This window comes from Streptomyces sp. EDA2-14, from assembly GCF_054963755.1.
The window spans coordinates 101,581-125,162 of sequence record NZ_JBUEGE010000008.1 but is presented as its reverse complement, the minus strand read 5'-3'; the positions used below and the strand labels follow the sequence as shown (position 1 = coordinate 125,162).

The following is a 23,582-nucleotide window of genomic DNA, read 5'->3' as shown; positions in this document are numbered from 1 at the left end:
GCCGGGCCTTCGTGTCATCACAGGTCTTCGGGCTCGCCTGCCGGGGCGGCGCCGTTGGAACGGGCACTGAAGGAGGAAGCCGCGAAGCGACGGCGGATCTCGTCCGCGGCCACGGTGTCCTTGAGACCGACGGCCTCGGCCACCTGGTTCGCCAAAAGCGTCATGGCGTCGTCGGTCGGAGAGAAGCCGATGCGGCGGAGGAATTCGCCGAACACATCCGCCGGTGACGGTGCGGGCGACTGGGGTTCAGGGGCGTGGGCCTGGGTGAACGCCTCAGGGACCAGGTAGCGCAAGTGTTCGTCCACGTCGGTGTCGTTCGCCGCGGCAGCCAGCTTGGCCAGCAGACCGAGGTCCTGGACGGTCTTCTCCACGTGGTCGTCGTTCTTGGCGAGCCACCACACGGTTGCGCTGCCTGTGCTCTGCAGCACCTCGCCCCCGAGATAGGCGCGCTTGTTCTGCTCGTACCTGCGCTGGTGCTCCCAGACGGCCTCGTCCTTGCGGATGGCGGCCAGCCGGTCGAGGCGGGTCTGGTCGGCCTCCGAGAGTGTGAGTTCGACGTCGATCGCCATGGCGCGGAGATGGCCCTCCCGGACCGGCTCCATCGTGCCGAGGAAGCCGCTGAGTTCGTGCTGCAGGAAGGTGGCACGGTTCGGATCCATGGTGGAGGTGATCGCGGCGGCCCGCTGGAGAATGGACTCCACGGCGAGGGCACCGGGATTGATCAGTACGGAAGCGGCCGACGGGTCTGCGGGGCACCAGCGGACATGGGCGGTGAACTGGAAGTCGTAGTCGGCGCTGTTGCTCGGCAGCGGCACGCGGTGAACGCGGACCTCGCGACGTTCGACCTGAGGCGCCGGACGTTCCGGCAGTGTGTGGTCGGGGAACGGTTCGCGCAGGGCCGCTCGCCGGGTGAGCGTCACCGTCGCAGCCCCGGCGGCGAGCAGAACCGCGACGGCGCCGAGCCAGACCCACATGGGCCAGTTCAACCACAGGCCGAGGATGAGCATCAGCAGGGCACCGATGACGCTGACGAACACAGTCACGGTCTTCTGACCTGAACTCATCGGGGGGACACCTCCGGTTCGCTTTCCCGCGCGGCGAATGCGGCGCTCTGGGACTGATTGATCGCGCGTAGCAACTGCGCGGCGAGAGCGGGGGACGTGACCCGCCGGGATTCCGCGTACAGGCGGGAGACCACGGGATATCGGGACACCGATGCGTCGACCAGAACCTTCAGCACCGCCGCGGCGACATGGGTGTCCTCGGCGACGTCCGCCCGGAGCAGCCATGCGCGCGCGGTCGGTCCCCACTGGGCGGGGTCCAGGAGAGCGAACGTACGTCGCCAGCAGGAGATCAGCCACTCGCGGGGAGAAGACTGCAGCAGGAACCCCGGTGACAGCTCCGGGAGCTGCAGGAAAAGGTGTGCGTCGGGCCGGTGATGGTCGGTGTTCCGGATTGTGGCCAACCGGAAGAGGAAGCGGCGCTGGAGTCCGGCGTCCTGCTCGACGAAGCGCAGGAGACCTTGGGTCGCGGGCCCGCGTGTGTCCGAGTCCTTCCTGGCCAGGTGGTGCAGGCGGACGAGTGCGGCGTCGGGGTGGTGGATCGACAGGACTTTCTCGCAGACCTCGACCAGGACGTCGCGCAGCGGGTCCGTGGGCCGGGCTCTGCTCCAGTCGTACATCTGCCGGTGGAACGCCCTACCGTGCTCCTCGTCCTGGACGCACTGCCTGAGGGCCTGGGCGGCCGCCGTCACGTCGGACGCGCGGGGCGCGCCGGAGACCGTCCACTGCTCTATGAGCCGGATGAGCCCGTTGATCTCGCCGACCGAGAGGTACAGCGCAGTGAAGCGTCCGACCACCCGTTCGCGTGCTTCGGCGGTCAGGTACGTCCCCCTGAGCGTGGCGCAGAACCAGTCGCGCAACGCTTCACGGAGGTGGGGGAAGTTGGCCCAGAAGTACCGCAGTGTGGCGGCAGCGAAATCGCGGTGCTTGAAGCGGACGCGGCCGTCGGGGGTGAGCCGGGCAGACAACGGATGGAGCCTCTCGGTCAGTCCCGCGTGCTCCAGCGTGGGGCGGTCGTCGTCGGCCGAGCCCACCTTTCGCAGGAGAAGCGCCGTGGAACCGTGGACAGCCTCCGCCGGGGCGTCCTCCAGCAGCGCCGAGGCGACGAGGAGTGCGCGCTGACGCCCTTCCCGCAGATCCGGGACCAGTCGGTCGAGTTCGGCGCGGTGATCCGCCTGGCTCACAAAGGCGGTGCGCAGCCAGTCGTGGAAGGTGCCCTGGTCCTGTGCCGCCGCCCGGGCCTCGGCGATCCGGCCGACGAGACGGGCCACCTCCTCCATCGGAGGATGCGTGGCCAGGTGGGCGAGCGCCTCCTCGGGCAGCGGGGTCCACAGAGTGTCTTCAAGGCCCTTGCTGCGCAGGTGCCGGATGAACGCCTCCTTCTCGTCCGGGCGGCCGATCCGGGTCTCGTGGAACTCGCTGGGGAGACCGTCGTCGAGCCTGTGAGGGAGGACGACGGCCAGGTAGGCACGTTTGCGCAGAAGTTCATGACGGAAGCCGGAGAGCTCGCGGCGCACGGCCTGCCAGAGTGGCTCGTCGGCGCTGGACAGATCGAGCAGCATGCGGTCCCCGTTGCCGATCACACCGGCGGGCAGACAGTGCGTGTCGTTGTCTGTGACCTCCGGGCTGAGTTCGTGATAGGTCCCCTGGGCGGACGGAAGCTCGCAGAGCAGGACGCGTGCGGTGGCGCTGCGGCCGCAGCCCGCGGGCCCGTTCAGGAACACCGTGTGTTCCGACTTCAGGATGTCGTACGCGGCATTCATGCCTGCTGGGCGCGCGAACTGTCTTTGCAGTCGCTCGAGTTGGTCCTGGGCGACGCGGCGAGGTGTGGCGGCGGGCGGGTCCAGGAGCGCCGAAATGTAGGTGTAATAGGCGTCGCCGCTCATCGGCCGTCGTCGCTCTTGCGGCCGAAGGTGTGATGGTTGGTGTTGTCGCCCTCTGCGTAACTGGCGCCGTCGCCCGACTGGTTGACGGTGCGGTGGGCCGGCCCGATATGGATGCCGTTGCGGTGCGAGCTGTTGCTGTTGAGATCGCCCGACACGGAATCCACCTGAGTGACGGAGCCGCTGTTGTCTCCGCGGAAGGTGTTCGTGGTGGATCCTGGGCCGGCCTGCTCCGACTTAACGCGGTCCTTGTCGCAAGCCGCGAGCCCGGGAACCAGCGTCGCCAAGGCATCCCCGATGCGCTTGAGGTCGTGGGCATTGGACTGGTGGTCGTAGCGCAGTGTCTGACAGTCGGCCAGATGAGCCAAGGGAGGCGGGAGTTGGCCACGGGTCGGCCGTTCCGTTCTGCGACCGACCAGGATGGGAATGACACGGATGCCATGGGCGAAGGCTTCGAGTATCTCCCTGCGGACCCAGTCCTCGTCTTCCTGCAGCCCCGGGTGGTCGGCCCAGTCCGGACCGATGAGGGCCAGCAGGGCGCCGCTGCCGTGCACCCCGTGAATGAGACTCCGGTCGAAAGGAGCACCGGGCGGGATGTCCTTGCTCGCGCGGAACACGCGATCGGCGCCGAACCGGGCCGAGAGGGCGCTCTCGAGTGTGGCGGAGAACTGTTCCCCGTCACCGGTGCGGTAGTTGATGAAGACATCGGACATGGCTGAATCTCCTTCTGGTGGGGACGGACGGAAGCCGGTCAAGCGACGAAGGCCACGCGGGACAGCAGCCGGTCAGCTCGGATCGACGGGACTCGCAGCGGCGAGTTGCGGCGCGATGGCCCGGTAGGCGGGATGGCGGTGGTGTCGGGCCAGGGTCCGCGTGAGCCGGTGGATGTCCAGGGAGACGGTCGCCGAGTCGACCGTTCCGACGGCAGGCAGCAGTGCCGCCGTGTGCGCGCAGGCCGCGTCGAGGTCGCCGGCCAGCGCGTGGGCCAGTGCCCGTCGCGCGCCGTAGCGGGCGAGCGTGCGCAGCGCCGACGACGGGACTCGCGCCAGCTCGCGATCCAGAACGCGGGCGGCGGCCCGCGGTCGGCCCAGATCGACGAGGCACCAGCCGGTGATCATGGACACGGGGTCGGTCAGATGAGAGGTGCCGAGGAGTGTGGCGGGAGCGGGATCTGCCGCGGCCGGGAGCTCGGCTTCCAGCAGGGTGCGCGCCGTGTCCAGGTCGCGCATGCAGGTGTCGTAGTCACCGGCCAAGGCGTGTCCCTGTGCCGCGCGTTGGGCGGCCAGACCTCTGATCCTCGGGGGAAGGCGGTCGGCTCTCGCGGCTTGGACGAGCGCGACGGTTCCGCTTGCTTCTCCCCGGTAGTACGTGATCAGGGCGCGGCGCACGAGTGCGTAGGCGGCAAGGTCGTGGTCATCGCCTGCCGCGGCGAGTTCCACGGCATGTCCGGTCCAGCGCAGGGCCGCGTCGTCGTCGCCGGCCTCCTGGGCCATCCAACCGGTGAATTCGGCGAACCTGGAGGCGGTCCGGTACAGAGCCCTGCTCGTACGGCCTTGTGCGCCTGCTGCCAGAGCGGCGACGTATCGGGTCTGTTCGGTGAGCGGGGGCAACAGTGCCGCAGGTGGTGCCACCTGTCCCATGCGTCGGTAGTGGGCGAGGAGCGAGAGCGTTATCTCGGGAAGTGATGTCGCCGACGACAGGGCATCGTGGCCGGAGGCGGCGGACGTGGCGGACGCGCGAGGCATCGGCGCGAGGGACAGCACCGAGGCCGCGCCGACCGTCATGACCCCGCGCCGGGACGGTGTCGACCAGGGCGACGGCGTGTGCACGGGTGTTCCGACCCCTGATGGGCGGGGCCTGGGCGCTGGTGGTTCGGACGGCACCAGCCGGATCAGTCTGCCGTCCGCGTTCAGGGCCGCGTCGCAGAGCCGGGCGAACTCGGCGGACGCTCGCTTGTGGCCTGTCTCGACCTTGCTGATCTGGCCCTTGCTGTAGTGGACGGCGGCAGCGAACTCGGCCAGCGTCAGTCCCGCGGCCATGCGTAAGCGACGTAATTCGGCGCCGAACACAGTTGCCCCTTCCAGCATGTTCCCCCCTCATGCCCGACACCGGTGACTCACCCCGGAGTGCCTGTTGTCAGCAGCCAGCGTCGGCTCCCGGTGATGACACGAGCAAGGCCGCGACCGGTGTTTCCCGTTTCCAGTTGAGATACCTGGATCGAACGTGACGCGGCGGCCGTGCCCGGCGCCCCGTCTGGATCACAGGCGGAATTGGCCGGACCGGCGGTGTTGCGACAACGGTGGCCAAGTGGTGGGGCCGCACGGCTGTGCGGTCGTGACCCGGCCCGGTGTCAGTGGCCTCTGGTAGGAATGCACGTGTGAGCAGCGAGAACGACGAGGGCGACGAGGTCGGGGGCGGGGAGCCGGAGCAGCTTGCGTTGATTCGGGAGAGTGTGCGGGCTGCCAAGGTGCCGAAGGCGAAGCCGCGGACGTGGCGGGGGGCGCCGCTGGCCGAGGAGTTGCCGGTGGCGCGGGTGCTCGTGGACAAGGGGGTGCTGCATCTCGACCGGTACTTCGAGTACGCCGTGCCCAAGGAGCTGGATGCCGCCGCGCAGCCGGGCGTGCGGGTGCGGGTGCGGTTCGGGGCGGGGAACCGGAATGTGCGGGACGGGCGGCGTGAAGGGGGTGGGCTGATTGACGGGTTCCTGGTGGAGCGGGTGGCCGAGGCTGACTATCAGGGGCCGCTTGCCGCGCTCGCGCAGGTCGTGTCGCCCGAGCCCGTGCTCGGTCCGGAGCTGCTGGGGCTGACGCGGGCCGTTGCTGATCGGTACGCGGGGAGCCTGGCAGACGTGCTGCAGTTGGCTGTTCCGCCGCGGCATGCGAAGGCCGAGGCGCGGGAGTTCCCCGCGCCGCCTCCGCCGCCGGGGGCTCCCGAGGCGGGGTCCTGGGCTCGGTACGAGCGGGGGGCCGATTTTGTGGCTTCGCTGGCGGCGGGGGGCTCGCCACGTGCTGTGTGGACGGCGCTGCCGGGGCCCGAGTGGGCCGCGGAGATCGCGCGGGCCGTGCGGGCCACGCTCGCTTCGGGGCGCGGGGCCCTGGTCGTCGTGCCGACCGTGCGGCTCGCGGCGCGTGTCGATGCCGCGCTGCGGGAGGAGTTGGGGGAGGGGCAGCATGCGCTGTTGACGGCTGATGCCGGTCAGCAGCGGCGCTACAGCGAGTGGCTTGCCGTGCGGCGGGGGGCCGTGCGGGCCGTCGTCGGGACGCGGGCCGCCATGTTCGCGCCCGTGAGGGACCTGGGGCTCGTCGTGGTGTGGGAGGACGGGGATCAGCACCACAGTGATGATCACGCGCCGTTCCCGCATGTGCGGGAGGTGCTGGAGCTGCGGGCCACGAGAGACAAGTGCGCGTTCCTGCTGGGGAGTTGGAGCTGCACAGTCGAGGCCGCCCAGCTGGTGCGCAGTGGGTGGGCCGCCGCCCTGAGCGCGTCGCGGGACGTCGTACGCCGGGTCGCTCCGCTCGTGCGCACCGTGGGGGACCGGGACGTGGCGCGGGACGAGGCCGCGCGGGCCGCCCGGTTGCCGAGTCTGGCGTGGGAGGTGGCGCGGGCCGCACTGCGCGAGGGGCCGGTGCTCGTGCAGGTGCCGCGGCGGGGTTACGTACCGCGGCTCGCGTGTCAGCGGTGCCGGGAGCCCGCTCGGTGCGGGCAGTGCGCGGGGCCGCTGGAGGCGCGGGAGGCGACCGGTGTGCTCGCGTGCGGGTGGTGCGGGTGCGAGGAGGGGCGCTGGCAGTGCCCCGAGTGCGGGGGGACGCGGTTGCGGGCGCAGGTCGTCGGGGCGCGGCGCACCGCCGAGGAGTTGGGGCGGGCGTTCGCGGCTGTGCCGGTGCGGACGTCGGGGCGGGAGCAGGTGCTCGACACGGTGCCGGGTACGCCCGCGCTCGTCGTGAGTACGCCGGGGGCCGAGCCGGTCGCCGAAGGGGGATACGCGGCGGCGTTGCTGCTCGACGGGTGGGCGATGCTGGGGCGGGCCGATCTGCGGGCCGGGGAGGAGGCGTTGCGGCGGTGGATCGCGGCGTCCGCGCTGGTGCGGTCGCAGGAGGCGGGGGGCGCCGTGGTCGTGGTCGCCGAGCCTTCCTTGCGGCCTGTGCAGGCGTTGGTGCGGTGGGATCCGGTGGGGCATGCGGTGCGGGAGCTCGGTGAGCGGGCCGAGCTCGGGTTTCCGCCGGTGTCGCGGATGGCGGCGGTCGCGGGCACGGCGGAGGCGGTTGCCGGGTTCATGTCGGCGGTTGAACTTCCGGGGGACGCCGAGGTGTTGGGGCCTGTGCCGGTGCCTTCGGCGACGGCCGGTGGTGCGCGGCGGGGTGGGCCGCCGGTGGGTGAGGAGTGGGAGCGGGTGCTGGTGCGCGTGCCGCCGGGGAGTGGGGCGGTGCTTGCGCGGGCCCTGAAGCAGGCGCAGGCGGCTCGGATGGCCCGGGGGGCGGCTGAGCCCGTCCGTGTCCGCGTGGATCCGCTCGACATCGGGTGACGGTGGGCCGCGGCGGCGGAGCACGGCGCCGTGGCCGGGGCCGTCCATCGCGGTGCGCGGCACCGGGAGCCGTCTTGCCCACCCTGCCGCCCGATGGGGCCTCCTCAGCTCGGAGCTTGTCGGAGAGCTTGGGGAAGTCAGATCGCCCAAGGCGGACAAGGAGGGTGCTGCCTCCCCGGACGGGGGTGGTGCGCGGGGAGGCAGCGGGGTGGGTCAGCCGTGGCGGGGGCCAGGGAAGGCGCTGGGGCGGGTGTCGTCGCGCAGGCCCGCCGTGCCCGCCGTCGGCTGCGTGGGCAGCGCGCGGGCCGCCGGGACCGACGACGACAGCGGACCCGCTCCCATCGGCACCGCGGGCCGCGTGGACGCCGCGGACTCCGCGCCGCGCTCGGCCTCGGCCGCCGCCTGCGTGGCCGCCCTGCGCGCCCCGTACCTGCGGTGCACCGCCTGCTTGGTGACGCCCAGCGCGGAGCCCACCGCGTCCCACGAGAAGCCCAGCGAACGGTCGAAGTCCACGGCCGCTGTCACCAGTGTCTCGACGCTGTCGCGCAACTCCTGGGCCAGACGGACGGTGGGTGCGGGCGCCCTCCCGTAGACGACGAACCCTGCGGAGGGGCCGGAGCGGCGCGGGCGGTAGACGTTGCCCAGCTGCGCGGTGAGCGTGCGCAGTGCGTCCACCTGACGGCGGACCCGCTCGATGTCCCGCACAAGAAGATGCAGGCTGGCCCGTGCCTGGGCGTCGTGGGTTGCGTGGTCGGCCATGAACAAGCCTCTCGAACCGGCGATGAAAAAGGATCGGGCCACGCTCACGCCAAGCGACACCGACGATGACGAGTGACTGATTGCGGCCCATTGACTGGTCAACTCTTTCTTGACCAACGCGCCATTCGGTGAGGGGTCACGCTGTTCGGGCGCATCCGCATATGCGAGGGGCGCACGGTGAGACGTGCGCCCCGTACGCGCCCGCCGTACGGCGCCCATAGACTGGTGCGCTGCCCGTGACCCTGCCCCGAGAGGCCGTAAGCCACCGATGAAGCTCGTCTTCGCCGGCACCCCCGAGGTCGCCGTTCCCGCCCTGGACGCCCTGATCGCCTCCGACCGGCACGAGGTCGCCGCCGTCGTCACCAGGCCCGACGCCCCGGCGGGCCGCGGCCGCCGACTGGTCGCGAGCCCGGTCGCCGAGCGGGCCGAGGAGGCGGGCATCGAGGTGCTCAAGCCGGCCAAGCCGCGTGACGAGGAGTTCCTGGCACGGCTGCGCGAGATCGGGCCCGACTGCTGCCCGGTCGTCGCCTACGGCGCGCTGCTCCCGAAGATCGCGCTCGACGTGCCCACCCACGGCTGGGTCAATCTGCACTTCTCGCTACTGCCCGCGTGGCGGGGCGCCGCGCCCGTGCAGCACGCGGTCATGGCGGGGGACGAGATCACGGGCGCGTCCACGTTCCTGATCGAGGAGGGGCTCGACTCCGGGCCCGTGTACGGGACGGTGACCGAGGCGGTCCGTGCCACCGACACCAGCGGCGACCTGCTGACCCGGCTCGCGTTCGCGGGCGCGGGGCTGCTCGCCGCGACGATGGACGGGATCGAGGACGGTTCGGTGCAGGCCGTGCCGCAGCCCGCCGACGGCATCACGCTCGCGCCGAAGATCACGGTCGAGGACGCCCGTATCGACTGGACCGCGCCTGCCCTGCGGGTCGACCGCGTGGTGCGCGGCTGCACGCCCGCGCCGGGTGCCTGGACCGAGTTCCGCGGCGAGCGCCTCAAGGTGCGTACGGCCGTGCTCGCGCCCGACCGGACCGACCTGGCGCCGGGTGAGATCAGCGCGGGCAAGAAGAACCTCTACGTGGGGACCGGTTCGCACGCCGTCGAGCTGCTGTGGGTGCAGGCGCAGGGCAAGAAGCCGATGGCCGCGGCGGACTGGGCGCGGGGCACGCGGATCGCCGCGGGGGAGACCCTGGGCTGACCGGCCCGCGAGGTCCGTTGTCGGCGCCGGGACGTACCCTGGGAGGGTTCATTCCGGCGTACGACCTGTGCGTGGCGCCCGTACGACCCCACCAGCGGAGCACCTTTGAGCGACCAGCCCGGCCGGCCTCCTCGTAAGCCCGGCAAGCCCCACCGCCGTCCCAAGAAGGACCCCGTGCGCATCCTCGCCTTCGAGGCGTTGCGCGCGGTGGACGAGCGGGACGCGTACGCGAACCTCGTGCTGCCGCCGCTGCTGCGCAAGGCCCGCGAGAAGGGCGACTTCGACGCGCGCGACGCGGCGCTCGCCACCGAGCTCGTGTACGGGACGCTGCGCAGGCAGGGGACGTACGACGCGATCGTGGCGGCCTGTATCGACCGGCCGTTGCGGGAGGTCGATCCGCCGGTTCTGGACGTCCTGAACCTCGGCGTGCATCAGCTGCTCGGGACGCGGATCCCGACGCACGCCGCCGTGTCCGCCTCGGTCGAGCTCGCGCGCGTGGTGCTCGGTGACGGGCGGGCCAAGTTCGTCAACGCCGTGCTGCGCAAGGTCTCGCAAGCCGATCTCGACGCCTGGGTCGAGCGGGTCGCGCCGCCGTACGACGAGGACCCCGACGACCACCTGGCCGTGGTGCATTCGCACCCGCGATGGGTCGTGTCCGCGCTGTGGGACTCGCTCGGCGGAGGTCGGGCCGGCATCGAGGATCTGCTCGAAGCCGACAACGAGCGGCCCGAGGTGACGCTCGTGGCGCGGCCCGGGCGGACCACGGCCGAGGCCGTGCTCGCCGAGGTAGGCGAGGAGTCGGGGCTTCCGGGGCGCTGGTCGCCGTACGCCGTGCGGCTCGCCGAGGGTGGTGAGCCGGGGTCGTTCGACATCGTGCGGTCCGGGCGTGCCGGTGTGCAGGACGAGGGCAGCCAACTGGTGGCCCTTGCACTCGCGAACGCTCCGGTCGAGGGGCGGGACGAGAAGTGGCTCGACGGGTGCGCGGGCCCCGGCGGCAAGGCGGCCATGCTGGCCGGGCTCGCCGCCGAGCGCGGGGCGACCCTGCTCGCCTCGGAGAAGCAGCCGCACCGGGCCGGGCTCGTCGCGAAGGCGCTGGCCGGGAACCCGGGTCCGTACCAGGTGATCGCGGCGGACGGGACGCGGCCGCCGTGGGGGCCCGGGACGTTCGACCGGATCCTGATGGATGTGCCGTGCACGGGACTCGGCGCGTTGCGGCGGCGTCCGGAGGCGCGGTGGCGGCGGCGTCCTGAGGACCTGGAGGGGTTCGGTCCGCTGCAGCGGGGTTTGTTGCGCAAGGCGCTCGAGTCCGTGCGGGTGGGGGGTGTCGTGGGGTACGCGACGTGCTCGCCGCATCTTGCCGAGACGCGGGCGGTCGTGGACGACGTGCTGAAGTCGTCCGCCGGGGTCGAACTCATCGACGCGCGGCCGTTGTTGGAGGGTGTGCCGGCGCTCGGGGAGGGGCCGGATGTGCAGCTTTGGCCGCATCTGCATGGGACCGACGCGATGTACTTGGCGCTGATTCGGCGTACCGCGTAGGTCTGGTTGCGGTGGGGCGGGGTTGAGGTCTCGGGGCGCTGCCCCGGGCCTCGGTCCTCAAGCGCCGGACGGGCTGGAAGGATCGGGGCTCTGCCCCGGACCCCGCTGCTCAATCGCCGCACGGGCTTGATTTGCTCACCTCGGGCGTGAATTGCTCACTTCAATTCTGAAGTGTCCTTCTTTGCCAGCGTGCTCGGCCACCACACCTTGTGGCCCACGTCCAGGAAGAGTGACGTCACCAGGACCGACCTCACGACGAACGTGTCCAGGAGCACGCCCACCGCCACCGCGAAGCCGATTTCCGCGAAGGCGACCATGGGGAGGGTGCCCAGGGCCGCGAACGTGCCCGCCAGGACCAGGCCCGCCGACGTGATGACCGCGCCGGTCGCGGCCAGGCCCGTGACGACGCCGGGGCGGGTGCCCTGGCGCATGGCCTCCTCACGGATGCGGGTCGTGAGGAAGATGTTGTAGTCGATGCCGAGCGCCACCAGGAACACGAAGACGAACAGCGGGAAGTCCGTCGACTCGCCCGCGTAGTCGAAGAGGTGACGGAAGGCGAGCGCGGCGATGCCGAGGGCCGCCGCGAAGGACAGCACGACCGTCGCGATCAGCAGCAGCGGGGCCACCAGGGCCCGCAGGAGCAGCGCGAGGATCAGCAGGACGACCACCAGGACCAGCGGGATCACCAGCTTGTTGTCGTGCGTGGTGGCCCGGTCCATGTCGAGCAGGGCCGCCGTACCGCCGCCCACCTTCGCGTCCGCGCGGTCGACCGCGTGCACCGCGTCCCGGACCCGGTCCACCGTGTCCTTGGCGGCCTGGCTGTCGGACGGCGCGGTCGTCGTCGCCTCGAAGAGGACCCGGCCGTCGTGCACGGGCTTCGCGTTCGGCGGTACGACGATGCTGCGCCGCACCACGCCGTCGGTCGTGGCCACCACGCGTGCCACCCGGTCGGCCTGCGCCCGGTTCGCGACGACGACCAGCGGGTCGCCGGTGCCCGCCGGGAAGTACTCCGCCGAGACCTCCTGTCCCACGATCGAGTCGGGTTTGTCGGTGAACGAGTCGGCGTTGCTGATGCCCTCCGCCCGGAGCTGGATCAAGCCGAGGGAGAGCAGGGCGAGCGCCAGCGCCGTCGCCCCCCAGACCAGGCGCGGGCGGTGGGCGATGCGCCGCCCCGTGCGCGCCCACACGCCCCGCTCGGTCGGCTCCGCCGAGCCGACGTGCGGGACCACCGGCCAGAACAGCCAGCGGCCGAAGATCACCAGGAGTGCGGGGAACAGCGTCAGCATGGCCAGCAGGGCGATGGCGACGCCGATCGCGGCGACCGGTCCGAGGCCCCGCGTCGAGTTCATGTCGGCCACCAGCAGCACCAGCATGCTGAGCACGACGGTCGCGCCCGACGCGAGCACCGCGGGGCCCGCCCGGTGCAGGGCGAGGGCCATCGCCTCGTGCCGGTCGCCGTGCCGGCGCAGCTCCTCCCGGTAGCGGGCGACCAGGAGCAGGGCGTAGTCCGTCCCCGCGCCGAACACGAGCACCGTGAGGATGCCCGCGCTCTGCCCGTTCACGGTCAGCCCCGCGTGCTCGGCGAGGAGATAGATCAGGGCCTGCGCCGTGAAGAGGGCCGCGACCACGCTCAGCACCGGTACGAGCAGCAGGGACGGGCTGCGGTACGTGAACAGCAGGATCACGATGACGATGCCGAGCGCCGAGAACAGCAGCGTCGAGTCGATGCCCTCGAAGGCCTTGGCGAAGTCCGCCGAGGTGCCGCCGGGGCCCGTGACGTGGATCTGCAGATCGCCCACGGACTTCCCCGTCCGGTCCCGGATGGAGTCGACCGCGGGGGCGATCCGCTCGAAGCCCTTCTCGTCCATCGTCACCGGGACGTAGACCTGCGCCGCCGATGCCCCCACCCGCTGGTCGAGGACCGGCCCGCGGGTCTCCGAGCCGCGGACTCCGTGATCGCTCAGCTGCCGCAGCCGGCGCACGTCCGCGGCGATCCGGGCCCGGTCCGCGACGGTGAGCCCGCCCTCGCGCGCGTAGATCACCACGGCGGGGACGGTCTCCGGCCTGAAGTCCTTGGAGAGGTCGAGGACTTGGGTGGACTCCGCGGAGCCGGGCAGCCAGGACTGCGCGTCGTTGTCCTGCGCGTCCGTGAGTTTCTGGGCGAGCGGCGCCGTGCCGACGATGACCACCAGCCACAGCAGCAGCACCAGCCATTTGCTGCGCCGCCCGCACACCAGCCACGCGACGCCGCGGCGCTCCCGAGCCGTGCTCGCCGTGCCCTGCCCGTCCGCCATGGCGTCCCCCGCTGCGTCGTGCGCGGTGCTCCCCCCGGGGGCCGGCCCCGGCTCCCCTGCGAGCCGCCAACAATGGCACGGGCGGGCACGGCTCGGTATCGGTCTCGGGCAGGGGGCCGTACCGAAGCGGACCAGGGGCGCCGGGCATGGCACGCTTGGGGCATGGCCGCGCAGATCAACCCCAGCATCCTGTCCGCAGACTTCGCCCGCCTTGCCGACGAGGCACAGGCCGTCGAAGGCGCCGATTGGCTCCATGTCGACGTCATGGACAACCACTTCGTCCCGAACCTGACCCTCGGGGTTCCGGTCGTAGAGTCGCTGGCGCGCGCGACGGAGACCCCGTTGGACTGCCATCTGATGATCGAGGACCCCGATCGCTGGGCCCCCCAGTACGTCGAAGCGGGTGCCGGGTCCGTCACCTTCCACGCGGAGGCGGCCGCCGCCCCCGTCCGGCTCGCGCGCGAGATCCGCGCCAAGGGAGCCCGCGCCTCGATGGCCCTGAAGCCGGCGACGCCGATCGAGCCGTACGAGGATCTGCTGCCCGAACTCGACATGCTGTTGATCATGACGGTTGAGCCGGGATTCGGCGGGCAGGCGTTCCTGGACATCATGCTGCCCAAGATCCGCCGCACCCGTGAGCTGATCGGAAAGCACGGTCTGGAGCTCTGGCTGCAGGTCGACGGCGGGGTGTCCGCCGCGACGATCGAGCGGTGCGCCGAGGCGGGCGCCGACGTCTTCGTCGCCGGTTCGGCCGTCTACGGGGCGAAGGATCCGGCGGATGCGGTACGTGCATTGCGCACCCAGGCGGAGAGCGCCACCGCGTCCGCGGCCTGGGCGTGCGACCACTGAGCCACCGGTACGTGAACGGCGTCCATCGGGGCTGATCAACCGCGGCGGATCTGCAAGGATGAACCGCGTATCCAGGTTGTGTGCAGCATTCGATTCGTGTGCAGTAGTCGATTCGTGAGCAGCAGTCGATTCGAAGTCGATTCGTGACTGAAGAGAAGTGAGGAGAACGCCGTGTCCGCATCATCGGCGGGACGGGCGGCCCTGCGGATGGGACCCGCGGAGCTGGTGCAGGCGGCGGCCATGGCCCGTCGCTTCTACCTCGAGAACAAGTCCAAGATCCAGATCGCCGAGGAGTTCGGCGTGAGCCGCTTCAAGGTGGCCCGGGTCCTCGAGACGGCCCTCGAGCGGGATCTCGTACGCATCGAGATCCGAGTCCCTGCCGAACTGGACGCCGAGCGCTCCGACGCGCTGCGGGCCCGCTACGGACTGCGGCACGCGGTCGTGGTCGAGTCGCCCGCCGAGGTGGACGAGTCGCCCGATCCGGAGAACCTGGGCGAGGTCGCCGCCGATCTGCTCGGCGAGCTGGTCACCGAGGGCGATGTGCTCGGCCTCGCGTGGGGCCGCTCCACCATCCACATGGCGGCGGCCCTCGACCGGCTGCCGCCGTGCACCGTGGTCCAGTTGACGGGCGTGTACGACGCGGGGACCGCGGAGCGCGGCTCCGTGGAGGCCGTACGGCGTGCGGCGCAGGTGTCGGGCGGCGACGCGCACCCGATCTACGCGCCGATGCTGCTGCCGGACGCCGCCACCGCGGCGGCGCTGCGCAACCAGACCGGGATCGCCCGCGCCTTCGAGTACTTCGACAAGGTCACCGTCGCGTGCGTGTCCATCGGCTCCTGGGAGCCGGGCATCTCGACCGTGCACGACATGCTGAGCGACGAGGAGCGCGCGCACTACGCGTCGCTGGGCGTCGCCGCCGAGATGTCCGCGCATCTGTTTGACGCGCAGGGGCGTCGGGTCGGGCGGGACCTGGGGGAGCGGTGCATCACCGTCGAGGCGGATCGCCTCCGGCGGATACCGGAAGTGGTGGCCATCGCGGGTGGGCAGCGGAAGGCTGCCGCCATCGATGCGGTGCTGCGGTCCGGTCTTGTGACCAGCCTGGTCACCGATACCGCGGCGGCCGATTTCCTGTTGGCGGCCGGGTCCGCGCCGAAGCCGGCGTTGCAGCGGGCGGATCCCGACGGGGTGTGAGGGCGGGGGCGCGGTCGCGGTCGCGGGGCTCCGCCCCGGACCCCCGCGCCTCAATCGCTGGCGGGGCTTGGTCTGGTGCGGTGTGCCGAGTCCGCGCGCTTCGTCGACCCGAATCCCGGTAAAGTCGTGCACTGAGCGCAAAGAGCATGCACAGGGAGGGCGCGGATGCCGGCGGATGCGGGGACCAATCAGAGCGTGGAGCGGGCGGTGGCGGTGCTGCGTGCGCTGGGGGAGGGCCGACCGGAGCTGCGGGTGTCCGATGTCGCGGCGGCCGCGGGCCTCGGCGCCTCCACCGCGTCCCGGCTGCTCGCGACCCTGGAACAGCTGGACCTGGTCGAGCGCGACCCCGTGAGCAACCTCTACCGGCTCGGTCTGGGCACGCTGCCGCTCGCCGCCGTGGCCGTGAACCGGCACCCCGTGCACCGCGCCGCCCGTATGGTCCTTCAGCAACTGGCCGCGACCACCGGGCTCGGTGCCAACGTGGCCGTACGCCGCGGGGACCAGTTGATGTTCCTGTGCAACTTCGAGGGCGGCAAGACGCCCAAGGCGCAGACCCAGGCCGGGCACACCGCCCCGCTGCACGCCACCGGCATCGGCAAGTGCCTGCTGTCCGGGATGAGTGCGCGGGAGCGCCGCAGACTGCTCGGCGACTCACTGGCCGGGCACACCGAGTTCACCCTCACCCGGCACGAGGACCTGGACACGGCCGTGGACGAGGTGCGCCGCAGCGGATTCGCCGTCGAGGCGGAGGAGCGCGCCCTGGGCCGGGCCTCGCTGGCCGCGCCGGTGCGCGACGCCGAGGACCAGGTGGTCGCCGCGATCTCCCTGTGGGGGCCGGCCTCCGAGCTGGGCCTGCCCGCGGGCGGTGAAGTCCCTGACAGCCGGGCGACGCTGGTGCGGCAGGTCATCGAGGCGGCGGACGCGGTGAGCCAGGCTCTCGGGGCGCGCTGAAACTCCTTTGCACATGCTGAATGCGGCCGGCGGCCCACCTCGGGTGGGCCGCCGGCCGCATTCGCCGATCAGGGGGCGTCAGTCCGCGTACACCCGGATCGCGTGGACGTGCGCACGCGGTGCGCCGTGTGTGGCGTCGGCCAGTACGCGCAGCGCGCTCGTACGGACCGGCTCGCCGTCCTCGAACCGGTGCACCCGATGGCGGCGCCGGTTGTCACGGACCGTCGTGACCGTGCGCCAGAAGCCGTCCTCGGTACGGGCCTGCAGGCGGTAGTCCCGCAGCAGCTCCGGCATGATCTCGAAGGGCGTGCGGTGGCGGTGCAGGTTGTTGAGGTATTCGTCCACGTCGTCGTCGAGGACCAGATGGACGGTCCGCAGATCCTGTTCGCCGTCCCAGTCCAGCTGTACGTACTCCTGCACGGCCGCGGGGTCGTCGACGGCTGCCGACAACCACATCTGCGGTCCGCCGTACGGGCGCTGGTACCCGTTCACCGTCTTGTCCGGGGCGAACGCGGCCGTCGCCGGGGCGGCGCGGAAGGCGAACGAGCGGCGGCGCAGCTCGCGAGCCGACCATTCGATGACCGACTGGCCCTCCTCCTCCGGGATGTCGTGGTCGACGGCGGCGTCGCCCTCGGCCTTGCGCTGCAGGGCCAGCACCCCGTCCGTGCGCCGCGGCAGCAGGTGGAGCGCGATCCCGGGGGCGCGGCGGACGAGCACGACCACGTTCTCAGGATCCGACGGGCGATGGTCGAGGCGGGCGGTGACCCAGGTGGGGCCGCCTGCCGGTACGGCCACCGTCGTGGTCGCGAAGTGGTCGAGCGGCACCCCGTTCTCCGGCAGCCGGGTGCCCCAGAGTTCCACGGTGAGCTCGCCGCCGTCCGCCGAGGACGCCAGCAGGTCCACGGATTCCAGGCAGGGGTCGACCGGTAGGAGGATGCCCACGTCACGGGTGAGTGGATACGGCTCGGGTGCCTGCCCGTCCGTGGGCTCCGCGGCCAGCCGGCGCAGGTTGCTGGAGGAGGAGACACGGGCGCGGGGAGCGAGGTCCGCCGGGTCGGTGTCGCGGACACCGATCACGGACGCGTCCTGGCGCAGCAGCACCCGCCGGACCAGGTCGATGCGCTCCGTGGCCAGCGTGCGCGGGTCGGTCTTCTCGGACACGCACAGGGCGGCCGCGGTTCCGGCGGCCTCGCCGAGGGTGGCACAGGTGGCCATGACCCGGGTCGCGCCGAAGGCGATGTGGGTGGCGGAGATGTTGCGTCCGGCGAAGAACAGATTCCGGACGTTCACCGAATACAGGCTGCGCAGCGGGATGTGGAAGACGCCGTCCGCGTAACGCTGGCGGGCGCCCGGCTCGTCCGCGTACATGCCCTGTACGGGATGCAGATCGACCGACCAGCCGCCGTAGGCGATCCGGTCCTCGAACTGGGCTTGCGTCAGGATGTCGTTCTGGGTGAGGACGTGGTCGCCGATGAAGCGGCGGTACTCGCGCTTGCCGGGGAGACTGCCGACCCACTCCAGCGTGAGGTTGTCGGCGTCGAACTCGCCGGAGTTCTTGATGTGGTCCCAGATGCCCATGACGGCGGCGTGCAACTCGTCGCGGATCGCCTCGTTGTCCGCGACGGTGTCGAGTTCGCCGCCCCATTCGACCCACCAGTAGTCGCAGCCGTTGTCCCCGGTCCGCAGGACCCGGTTGCGCAGGATGGGAGTGGTCGACAGGTCCTTGGCGTAGGACGGCGGCACGAACTTGACCGGGCGGCCCGCGTCCTTCGTGTAGAAGAGGATCGTCGAGCCGAGCAGTTCGCCGTCCGCCTCCGGCGGGGCCCAGGGCTCGTCGAACTCGTCGCGCGCCTCCCGGCCGATGCGGTGGCGGGCACCGGCGAGATGGCCGACGAGGCCGTCTCCCGTGCAGTCGAGGAACTGCTCCGCACGGAAGGTGATCCGCCGCTCCGAGCCCATCATCCAGCCGGTGACGGACCGCACGATCCGTTCGTCGTCGCCGCCTTCGGCCTCGACCTCCCGCACGTCGGTGTTGAGATAGAGGTCGATCAGGGGTTCGGCGAGGACCGCGTCCAGGACGACCTGGTCCCAGTAGTAGGGATTGCCCTCCGGGTTCCGGTACTGGTTCTCGGTGTAGAGCTCGCCCATGATGCCGGTCTCACGGGCGTAGCGGTGCACGCCGTGTGCGGTGGCGCCGCACACCCACACCCGTACCTCGCTGCTGCTGTTGCCGCCGAGTACGGGCCGGTTGTGCACGAGGGCGACGCGGCGGCCCAGCCGGGCGGCGGCGACGGCGGCGCAGACGCCGGCGAGGCCGCCGCCGATCACCGCTATGTCGTGTTGGATCTGTTCGTCACGCATGAAGGTCGTTCCCTGTTGTCCGGATGGTGCGGGCCGAGCGGTGCTCAGGCGTCGTCGTGCCGCCGCTTTCGGGCCTCGACGGCCTGCGCGACCATCTCGGCGGCGTCGATCCGCTGCCGGAACCCGAGGAGTTCGCGGGCCCGGGCGTTGAGAGTCCAGTAGTCGGCCGCGGTGTTCGGCACGGTCACGTCGACGACGGGCAGACCGGCCGCCGCGCCGAGGGCGCGGGCGAACTCCGCCAGGTCGGTGCTCTCGTCGGGGCCGAGCCCGAACATGCCGTCGACGGACGCGTCGGCCTCCAGCGCGAGGACGACACCGCGCGCGAGGTCCTCGGTGGCGAGGATGCCCATGCGCACGGGGCGGCCGTCGGCCCGGCGGGGCGCGATCAGGGCCTCGCCGCCGTCCCACGCCTCCAACTGGCGCACCACGTCGGTGTTTCCGGCGGCCCGCTCCTTCTCCAGCCTGCGGTGCAGGAAGAACCGCGGGCCGGAGAAGAAGCTGTCGGGGTCGAGGAGTTCGGCCGGGTCCTGGGTGTGCGCGAAGCGCAGCGTGGTGACGGCCATGCCGTACTTGCGGCCCGCGAAGTCGGCGAGGTCCTCGCTCAGTACCTTGGTCATCCCGTAGTGCGTGGTGGCGTGCCGGGGATGCGCCTCGTCGAGCGGGAGGTAGGCGGGGGCGTTCTCCGGGTAGACCTCGCCGGTGCTGGCCAGGACCAGGCGGCGCACGCCGTGCGGGGCCGCCGCCTCGATGAGCCGGAACGTGCCGACGACGTTGGCCTCGAACATCGCGGCGGCGTCGGCCTCCTGCCACGACATCATGGCGCCCAGGTGCGCGACGGCGTCGATGCCGGCGAGGCGCTCGTCCCCGGGCCGCAGGTCGGAGAACGCGGCCGTGACGTAGCGGACACCCGCGACCGGGGAGGCGGGTTCGGCCCGGTCGATGCCGATGACCTGGTGTCCGCGCTGGACGAGTTGGGCGGTGACGGCCCGGCCGACGCGGCCGGCGGCGCCGGTGACGGCGATGTGCATGAGAGTTCAGTCCTTGTCGGGAAGGGGGTGCCGGGGAGAAGAGGGCGGGCTCGGTCAGACGTCGCGCAGCGAGGTACCGGCCGTCTCCCGCGCCCGGGCGACCGTGATCAGGGTGATCAGCGCGCAGATCGAGATGTAGAAGGCGGGCGCGAGGTTGTTGCCCGTGCTGCCGATCAGCCAGGTGGAGAAGTAGGGGGTGGCGCCGCCGAAGACCGCGACCGCCAGGTTGTAGGCGATGGCCATCGACCCGTAGCGGATCGACGTCGGGAACAGCTCCGCCATCGCCGCGCTGGACGCCCCGTCGAAAGCGGCGATCAGGCAGCCGAGGACGAGCATCGCGGCCAGCGCTCCCCAGGCGCTGCCCTGCGCCATGAGCAGGAACGCCGGGTACGAGAGCAGCACGATGCCCGCGCAGGCGACGAGCATGACGGGCTTGCGGCCCACCCGGTCGGACAGCATCCCCATGAAGGGCACGGCGACCGCGATCGCCAGCAGGCCGACGGTCGTGACGGCGTACGAGGCGGTGCTGGAGAAGCCGAGCGTCGTCTGGAGGTAGCTGGGCATGAAGCTCTGCAGGCTCCAGTGGCCGACGGCCTTGATGACCACGAAGCCGCAGCAGAAGAGCATCGCCGCACGTCCCGTGCGCAGGGCGGTGCGCAGCGGGCTGCTCTCCACCGAACCGGTCTCCTCCAGCTTGCGGAAGTCCGGGGTGTCCTCCAGCTTGCGGCGCATGTAGAGGCCGACCAGACCGAGCGGTCCCGCCAGCAGGAACGGCAGGCGCCAGCCCCAGGAATCCATGCTGTCGCCGCTCAGCACGCTGGTGAGCAGCAGGACGAGCCCGGAACCGGCGACGAAGGCCAGGAAGCCGAAGGTGTCCACGAAGCTGGAGAAGTAGCCGCGCCGCTTGGGCGTGGCGTACTCGGCGAGCAGCGCGGTGGCGCCGGAGCTCTCGCCGCCTGCCGCGAACCCCTGCACGAGGCGGACGAGTACGAGCAGGACGGGCGCCGCGAGCCCGATCGCCGAGTAGGTGGGCAGCAGTCCCATCACGAAAGTCGAGCCCGAGGTGAGCAGTACGACCATGGACAGCACGGCCCGGCGGCCGATCCTGTCGCCGAGCGGCCCGAAGAAGAGGCCACCGAGCGGGCGCACGACGAAGCTGGCGCCGAAGACCGCGAAGGAGGCCAGCAGGGAGGTCTGGGGGTTGTCGGACGGGAAGAAGTGCTTCCCGATCACGACGGCCAGCGTGCCGTAGAGCCCGAAGTCGAACCACTCCACGAAGTGCCCGACCCCGGCCGCCGCGAGCACCCTGCGGCGGGCCCCGCGCCCCTGTTCATCGGGGGAGTCGTCGGCGGAGCCGGTGGGGACGGGGGCTTCGTTGCTCACATCCATAGCTTTCGACATCGAACATGCCTTCCTGGCGGCGACCGCGCTCGGCGGTCTGCCCGACGGTGTCCTGTCACTTCATGTGCGGTGCCCGGCAACGGGATCCATATAGTGCACGTGACTTGCGTAAGGTGCAGTCTTCGTTCGGACCTGTTCGCTGTCAAGAGGTGAAGTGGAGGTGGCGGCGAAGCGGCCGGGCTCGATCCGGCCCGAGGTGGCAGCATCAGGGCATGAGAGTTCTGCTCCGGGTGTTGCTGGCGTGTCTCGTGTTGTTCGTCGGGGGGTGTGCGGGGGCCTCTGAGCAGGCTTCCGGTGACGCGCCCTCCTGGGCGCAGGGCATGGGCACCGTGGCCGTGGCCGCGCTGCCCGGCGAGGCGCGGCGCACGCTCGAACTCATCGACGACGGCGGGCCCTTCCCGTACGAGAAGGACGGCAGCGTCTTCGGGAACTTCGAGGGCGAGCTGCCGAAGCAGCCGCGCGGCCACTATCACGAGTACACGGTGCGCACCCCGGGCGAGAACGACCGTGGGGCCCGGCGCATCGTCACCGGCCGCGACGGGGAGACGTACTACACCGATGACCACTACGAGTCGTTCAAGGCGGTGCTTCGATGAGCGGGCTGCCCGCTTCCCCGGCCCTGTGGACCGTCCGGGGGCTCGACCTCGACGGGATCACCGACAAGACGGGCTTCATGGACCGGTGCGCCTCCGCGCTGGAGCTGCCCGCATGGTTCGGAAGGAACTGGGACGCCCTCGCCGACGCGCTGAGCGATCCCGGACAGCTGCCCGAGGCGGACGAGGGCGGAGCGCTCGTGCTCGTCGTGTCCGGGTGGGACGGGTTCAAGGAGCGGCATCCGGAGCAGTGGGACATCGCCTGTGAGGTGTTCGCACAAGCCTCCGCGGCCCAGGTGCTGCTCGCGCTCGGATGATCGTCCAAGGAACGTCCCTGACCTTGGGATGTTCGGCCCGGAGACGTGACTTCCGGCGGCATGGGAAAATGAAGTACGTGCTTTGTGCCCCGGAAGCAGACTTCTGGGGCCCCCTTCTACCGACTGGGATGTCCGCACGTGCGTTTCCTCAATGACATCAAGCCCGCGTACGACCTGACGTACGACGACGTCTTCATGGTGCCGAGCCGGAGCGCCGTCGGCTCCCGGCAGGCCGTGGATCTTTCGTCGCCGGACGGCACGGGCACCACGATCCCGCTGGTCGTCGCCAACATGACCGCGATCGCCGGGCGCCGTATGGCCGAGACCGTCGCCCGCCGCGGTGGCCTGGTCGTCATTCCGCAGGACATCCCGATCGAGGTCGTCACCGAGGTCATCTCCTGGGTCAAGACGCGCCACCTCGTGCTCGACACCCCGATCGTCCTCGCTCCGACGCAGACCGTCGCGGACGCCCTGGCGCTGCTCAACAAGCGCGCGCACAACGCCGGTGTCGTCGTCGACGACGAGCAGCGCCCCGTCGGTGTCGTCACCGACCAGGACCTGACCGGCGTGGACCGCTTCACCCAGCTGTCCGAGGTCATGTCCAAGGACCTGCTGCTGCTCGACGCGGACATCGACCCGCGCGACGCCTTCAACAAGCTGGACGGTGCCAACCGCCGCTACGCCCCGGCCGTGGACAAGGACGGCAGGCTGGCGGGGATCCTGACGCGTACGGGCGCGCTCCGTGCCACCCTCTACACCCCGGCCACCGACGCCAACGGCAAGCTGCGCATCGCCGCCGCCGTCGGCATCAACGGCGACGTGGCGGGCAAGGCCAAGCAGCTGCTCGACGCGGGCGCCGACACGCTCGTCATCGACACGGCCCACGGCCACCAGGAGTCGATGATCGAGGCGATCAAGAAGGTCCGCGCGCTCGACCCGCAGGTGCCGATCGTCGCGGGCAACATCGTGGCCGCCGAGGGCGTCAAGGACCTCATCGAGGCCGGTGCCGACATCATCAAGGTCGGTGTCGGACCCGGCGCCATGTGCACCACGCGCATGATGACCGGCGTCGGCCGGCCGCAGTTCTCCGCCGTCCTGGAGTGCGCCGCCGAGGCCAAGAAGTACGGCAAGCACGTGTGGGCCGACGGTGGTGTCCGGCACCCGCGCGACGTCGCCATGGCGCTCGCCGCGGGCGCCTCGAACGTCATGATCGGTTCCTGGTTCGCGGGCACGTACGAGTCCCCTGGCGACCTGCAGCACGACGCCAAGGGCCGCGCGTACAAGGAGTCCTTCGGCATGGCCTCCGCGCGCGCCGTGAAGAACCGCACGAGCGACGAGTCCGCCTACGACCGCGCCCGCAAGGCGCTCTTCGAGGAGGGCATCTCCACCTCGCGGATGTTCCTCGACCCGGAGCGTCCGGGCGTCGAGGACCTGATCGACTCGGTCATCGCGGGCGTCCGCTCCTCCTGCACGTACGCCGGTGCCAACTCGCTCGCCGAGTTCGAGCAGCGCGCCACCATCGGTATCCAGTCGGCCGCCGGTTACGCCGAGGGCAAGCCGCTGCACGCCAGCTGGAGCTAGCAGGGCAGGGCGTGGGCCGGGTTCGGGGGCCTCGCCCACGCCGCCTCTGTGCACGTG

The 23,582-nt window shown here is 71.4% G+C and carries 18 protein-coding genes; 9 read left to right on the top strand and 9 right to left on the bottom strand.

From position 1 onward, the window contains the following. Positions 1-17: 17 nt before the first annotated feature. The 4 genes from ACY34M_RS21230 to ACY34M_RS21215 form a co-directional block, all read right to left on the bottom strand. Positions 18-1,064 (bottom strand): hypothetical protein, encoded by a 1,047-nt coding sequence (locus tag ACY34M_RS21230; protein ID WP_462719612.1) that lies wholly within the window; start codon positions 1,062-1,064, stop codon positions 18-20. After that, entirely contained in the window at positions 1,061-2,947 is a 1,887-nt protein-coding gene (locus ACY34M_RS21225; RefSeq protein ID WP_462719613.1) for a hypothetical protein, read from the bottom strand. The genes ACY34M_RS21230 and ACY34M_RS21225 overlap by 4 nt, the downstream gene beginning before the upstream one ends. Then, on the bottom strand, positions 2,944-3,657 hold the full coding sequence (locus tag ACY34M_RS21220; protein WP_462719614.1) for a toll/interleukin-1 receptor domain-containing protein: 714 nt from the start codon (positions 3,655-3,657) through the stop codon (positions 2,944-2,946). The genes ACY34M_RS21225 and ACY34M_RS21220 overlap by 4 nt, the downstream gene beginning before the upstream one ends. Positions 3,658-3,729: 72 nt before the next feature. Further along, a complete protein-coding gene (locus tag ACY34M_RS21215; protein ID WP_462719615.1) occupies positions 3,730-5,031 on the bottom strand; it encodes a helix-turn-helix domain-containing protein in 1,302 nt (433 codons plus the stop codon). 290 nt (positions 5,032-5,321) lie between these two features. Between ACY34M_RS21215 and ACY34M_RS21210 the strand changes: the two genes are divergently transcribed. Continuing rightward, positions 5,322-7,466, top strand: a complete 2,145-nt coding sequence (locus tag ACY34M_RS21210; RefSeq protein ID WP_462719616.1) for a primosomal protein N' — start codon at positions 5,322-5,324, stop codon at positions 7,464-7,466. A gap of 213 nt (positions 7,467-7,679) precedes the next feature. Here ACY34M_RS21210 and ACY34M_RS21205 read toward each other — a convergent pair whose 3' ends face one another. Further along, positions 7,680-8,225 (bottom strand): hypothetical protein, encoded by a 546-nt coding sequence (locus ACY34M_RS21205; RefSeq protein ID WP_462719617.1) that lies wholly within the window; start codon positions 8,223-8,225, stop codon positions 7,680-7,682. Positions 8,226-8,493: 268 nt separating this feature from the next. Here ACY34M_RS21205 and fmt point away from each other — a divergent pair, with 268 nt between their 5' ends. Both fmt and ACY34M_RS21195 read left to right on the top strand, forming a co-directional pair. Further along, positions 8,494-9,423, top strand: coding sequence for a methionyl-tRNA formyltransferase (fmt, locus tag ACY34M_RS21200; protein WP_462719618.1), 930 nt, complete (start codon positions 8,494-8,496; stop codon positions 9,421-9,423). A gap of 105 nt (positions 9,424-9,528) precedes the next feature. Further along, entirely contained in the window at positions 9,529-10,959 is a 1,431-nt protein-coding gene (locus tag ACY34M_RS21195; RefSeq protein ID WP_462719619.1) for an RsmB/NOP family class I SAM-dependent RNA methyltransferase, read from the top strand. 155 nt (positions 10,960-11,114) lie between these two features. Here ACY34M_RS21195 and ACY34M_RS21190 read toward each other — a convergent pair whose 3' ends face one another. Continuing rightward, positions 11,115-13,253, bottom strand: a complete 2,139-nt coding sequence (locus tag ACY34M_RS21190) for an MMPL family transporter (RefSeq protein WP_462719620.1) — start codon at positions 13,251-13,253, stop codon at positions 11,115-11,117. Between the two features lie 162 nt (positions 13,254-13,415). Between ACY34M_RS21190 and rpe the strand changes: the two genes are divergently transcribed. The 3 genes from rpe (at position 13,416) to ACY34M_RS21175 (ending at position 16,244) form a co-directional block, all read left to right on the top strand. Continuing rightward, positions 13,416-14,102, top strand: coding sequence for a ribulose-phosphate 3-epimerase (gene rpe / locus ACY34M_RS21185; RefSeq protein WP_462719621.1), 687 nt, complete (start codon positions 13,416-13,418; stop codon positions 14,100-14,102). Positions 14,103-14,249: 147 nt separating this feature from the next. After that, positions 14,250-15,293 carry a sugar-binding transcriptional regulator gene (locus tag ACY34M_RS21180; RefSeq protein ID WP_462719720.1) on the top strand — a complete coding sequence of 348 codons (1,044 nt, stop codon included), beginning with the start codon at positions 14,250-14,252 and terminating at the stop codon, positions 15,291-15,293. A 165-nt stretch (positions 15,294-15,458) separates the two neighbouring features. Beyond that, on the top strand, positions 15,459-16,244 hold the full coding sequence (locus ACY34M_RS21175) for an IclR family transcriptional regulator (RefSeq protein ID WP_462719622.1): 786 nt from the start codon (positions 15,459-15,461) through the stop codon (positions 16,242-16,244). Positions 16,245-16,322: 78 nt separating this feature from the next. On the opposite strand, the gene ACY34M_RS21170 is transcribed toward ACY34M_RS21175, so the two are convergent. Genes ACY34M_RS21170 through ACY34M_RS21160 form a run of 3 tightly spaced genes read right to left on the bottom strand, consistent with a single transcriptional unit; the run spans position 16,323 to position 21,016 of the window. Beyond that, on the bottom strand, positions 16,323-18,605 hold the full coding sequence (locus tag ACY34M_RS21170; RefSeq protein ID WP_462719623.1) for an FAD-dependent oxidoreductase: 2,283 nt from the start codon (positions 18,603-18,605) through the stop codon (positions 16,323-16,325). A 44-nt stretch (positions 18,606-18,649) separates the two neighbouring features. Further along, a complete protein-coding gene (locus tag ACY34M_RS21165) occupies positions 18,650-19,633 on the bottom strand; it encodes an NAD-dependent epimerase/dehydratase family protein (RefSeq protein ID WP_462719624.1) in 984 nt (327 codons plus the stop codon). A gap of 54 nt (positions 19,634-19,687) precedes the next feature. Next, positions 19,688-21,016 (bottom strand): MFS transporter, encoded by a 1,329-nt coding sequence (locus tag ACY34M_RS21160; protein WP_462719625.1) that lies wholly within the window; start codon positions 21,014-21,016, stop codon positions 19,688-19,690. A 230-nt stretch (positions 21,017-21,246) separates the two neighbouring features. Here ACY34M_RS21160 and ACY34M_RS21155 point away from each other — a divergent pair, with 230 nt between their 5' ends. From ACY34M_RS21155 to ACY34M_RS21145, 3 genes are all read left to right on the top strand, one after another. Then, a complete protein-coding gene (locus tag ACY34M_RS21155; RefSeq protein WP_462719626.1) occupies positions 21,247-21,630 on the top strand; it encodes a guanyl-specific ribonuclease in 384 nt (127 codons plus the stop codon). Continuing rightward, positions 21,627-21,944, top strand: coding sequence for a barstar family protein (locus tag ACY34M_RS21150; RefSeq protein ID WP_462719627.1), 318 nt, complete (start codon positions 21,627-21,629; stop codon positions 21,942-21,944). The genes ACY34M_RS21155 and ACY34M_RS21150 overlap by 4 nt, the downstream gene beginning before the upstream one ends. Before the next feature lie 138 nt (positions 21,945-22,082). Continuing rightward, a complete protein-coding gene (locus ACY34M_RS21145) occupies positions 22,083-23,525 on the top strand; it encodes a GuaB1 family IMP dehydrogenase-related protein (protein WP_462719628.1) in 1,443 nt (480 codons plus the stop codon). Positions 23,526-23,582: the final 57 nt, after the last annotated feature.

Excerpts from the sequence above, each read along its gene's own strand:
- ACY34M_RS21215 (WP_462719615.1), bottom strand. The coding sequence starts at position 5,031 with ATGCTGGAAGGGGCAACTGTGTTCGGCGCCGAATTACGTCGCTTACGC.
- ACY34M_RS21190 (WP_462719620.1), bottom strand. The coding sequence starts at position 13,253 with ATGGCGGACGGGCAGGGCACGGCGAGCACGGCTCGGGAGCGCCGCGGC.
- ACY34M_RS21165 (WP_462719624.1), bottom strand. The coding sequence starts at position 19,633 with ATGCACATCGCCGTCACCGGCGCCGCCGGCCGCGTCGGCCGGGCCGTC.
- ACY34M_RS21150 (WP_462719627.1), top strand. The coding sequence starts at position 21,627 with ATGAGCGGGCTGCCCGCTTCCCCGGCCCTGTGGACCGTCCGGGGGCTC.
- ACY34M_RS21230 (WP_462719612.1), bottom strand. The coding sequence starts at position 1,064 with ATGAGTTCAGGTCAGAAGACCGTGACTGTGTTCGTCAGCGTCATCGGT.
- ACY34M_RS21170 (WP_462719623.1), bottom strand. The coding sequence starts at position 18,605 with ATGCGTGACGAACAGATCCAACACGACATAGCGGTGATCGGCGGCGGC.
- ACY34M_RS21175 (WP_462719622.1), top strand. The coding sequence starts at position 15,459 with ATGCCGGCGGATGCGGGGACCAATCAGAGCGTGGAGCGGGCGGTGGCG.
- ACY34M_RS21155 (WP_462719626.1), top strand. The coding sequence starts at position 21,247 with ATGAGAGTTCTGCTCCGGGTGTTGCTGGCGTGTCTCGTGTTGTTCGTC.
- ACY34M_RS21220 (WP_462719614.1), bottom strand. The coding sequence starts at position 3,657 with ATGTCCGATGTCTTCATCAACTACCGCACCGGTGACGGGGAACAGTTC.
- ACY34M_RS21205 (WP_462719617.1), bottom strand. The coding sequence starts at position 8,225 with ATGGCCGACCACGCAACCCACGACGCCCAGGCACGGGCCAGCCTGCAT.
- ACY34M_RS21225 (WP_462719613.1), bottom strand. The coding sequence starts at position 2,947 with ATGAGCGGCGACGCCTATTACACCTACATTTCGGCGCTCCTGGACCCG.
- rpe (WP_462719621.1), top strand. The coding sequence starts at position 13,416 with ATGGCCGCGCAGATCAACCCCAGCATCCTGTCCGCAGACTTCGCCCGC.
- fmt (WP_462719618.1), top strand. The coding sequence starts at position 8,494 with ATGAAGCTCGTCTTCGCCGGCACCCCCGAGGTCGCCGTTCCCGCCCTG.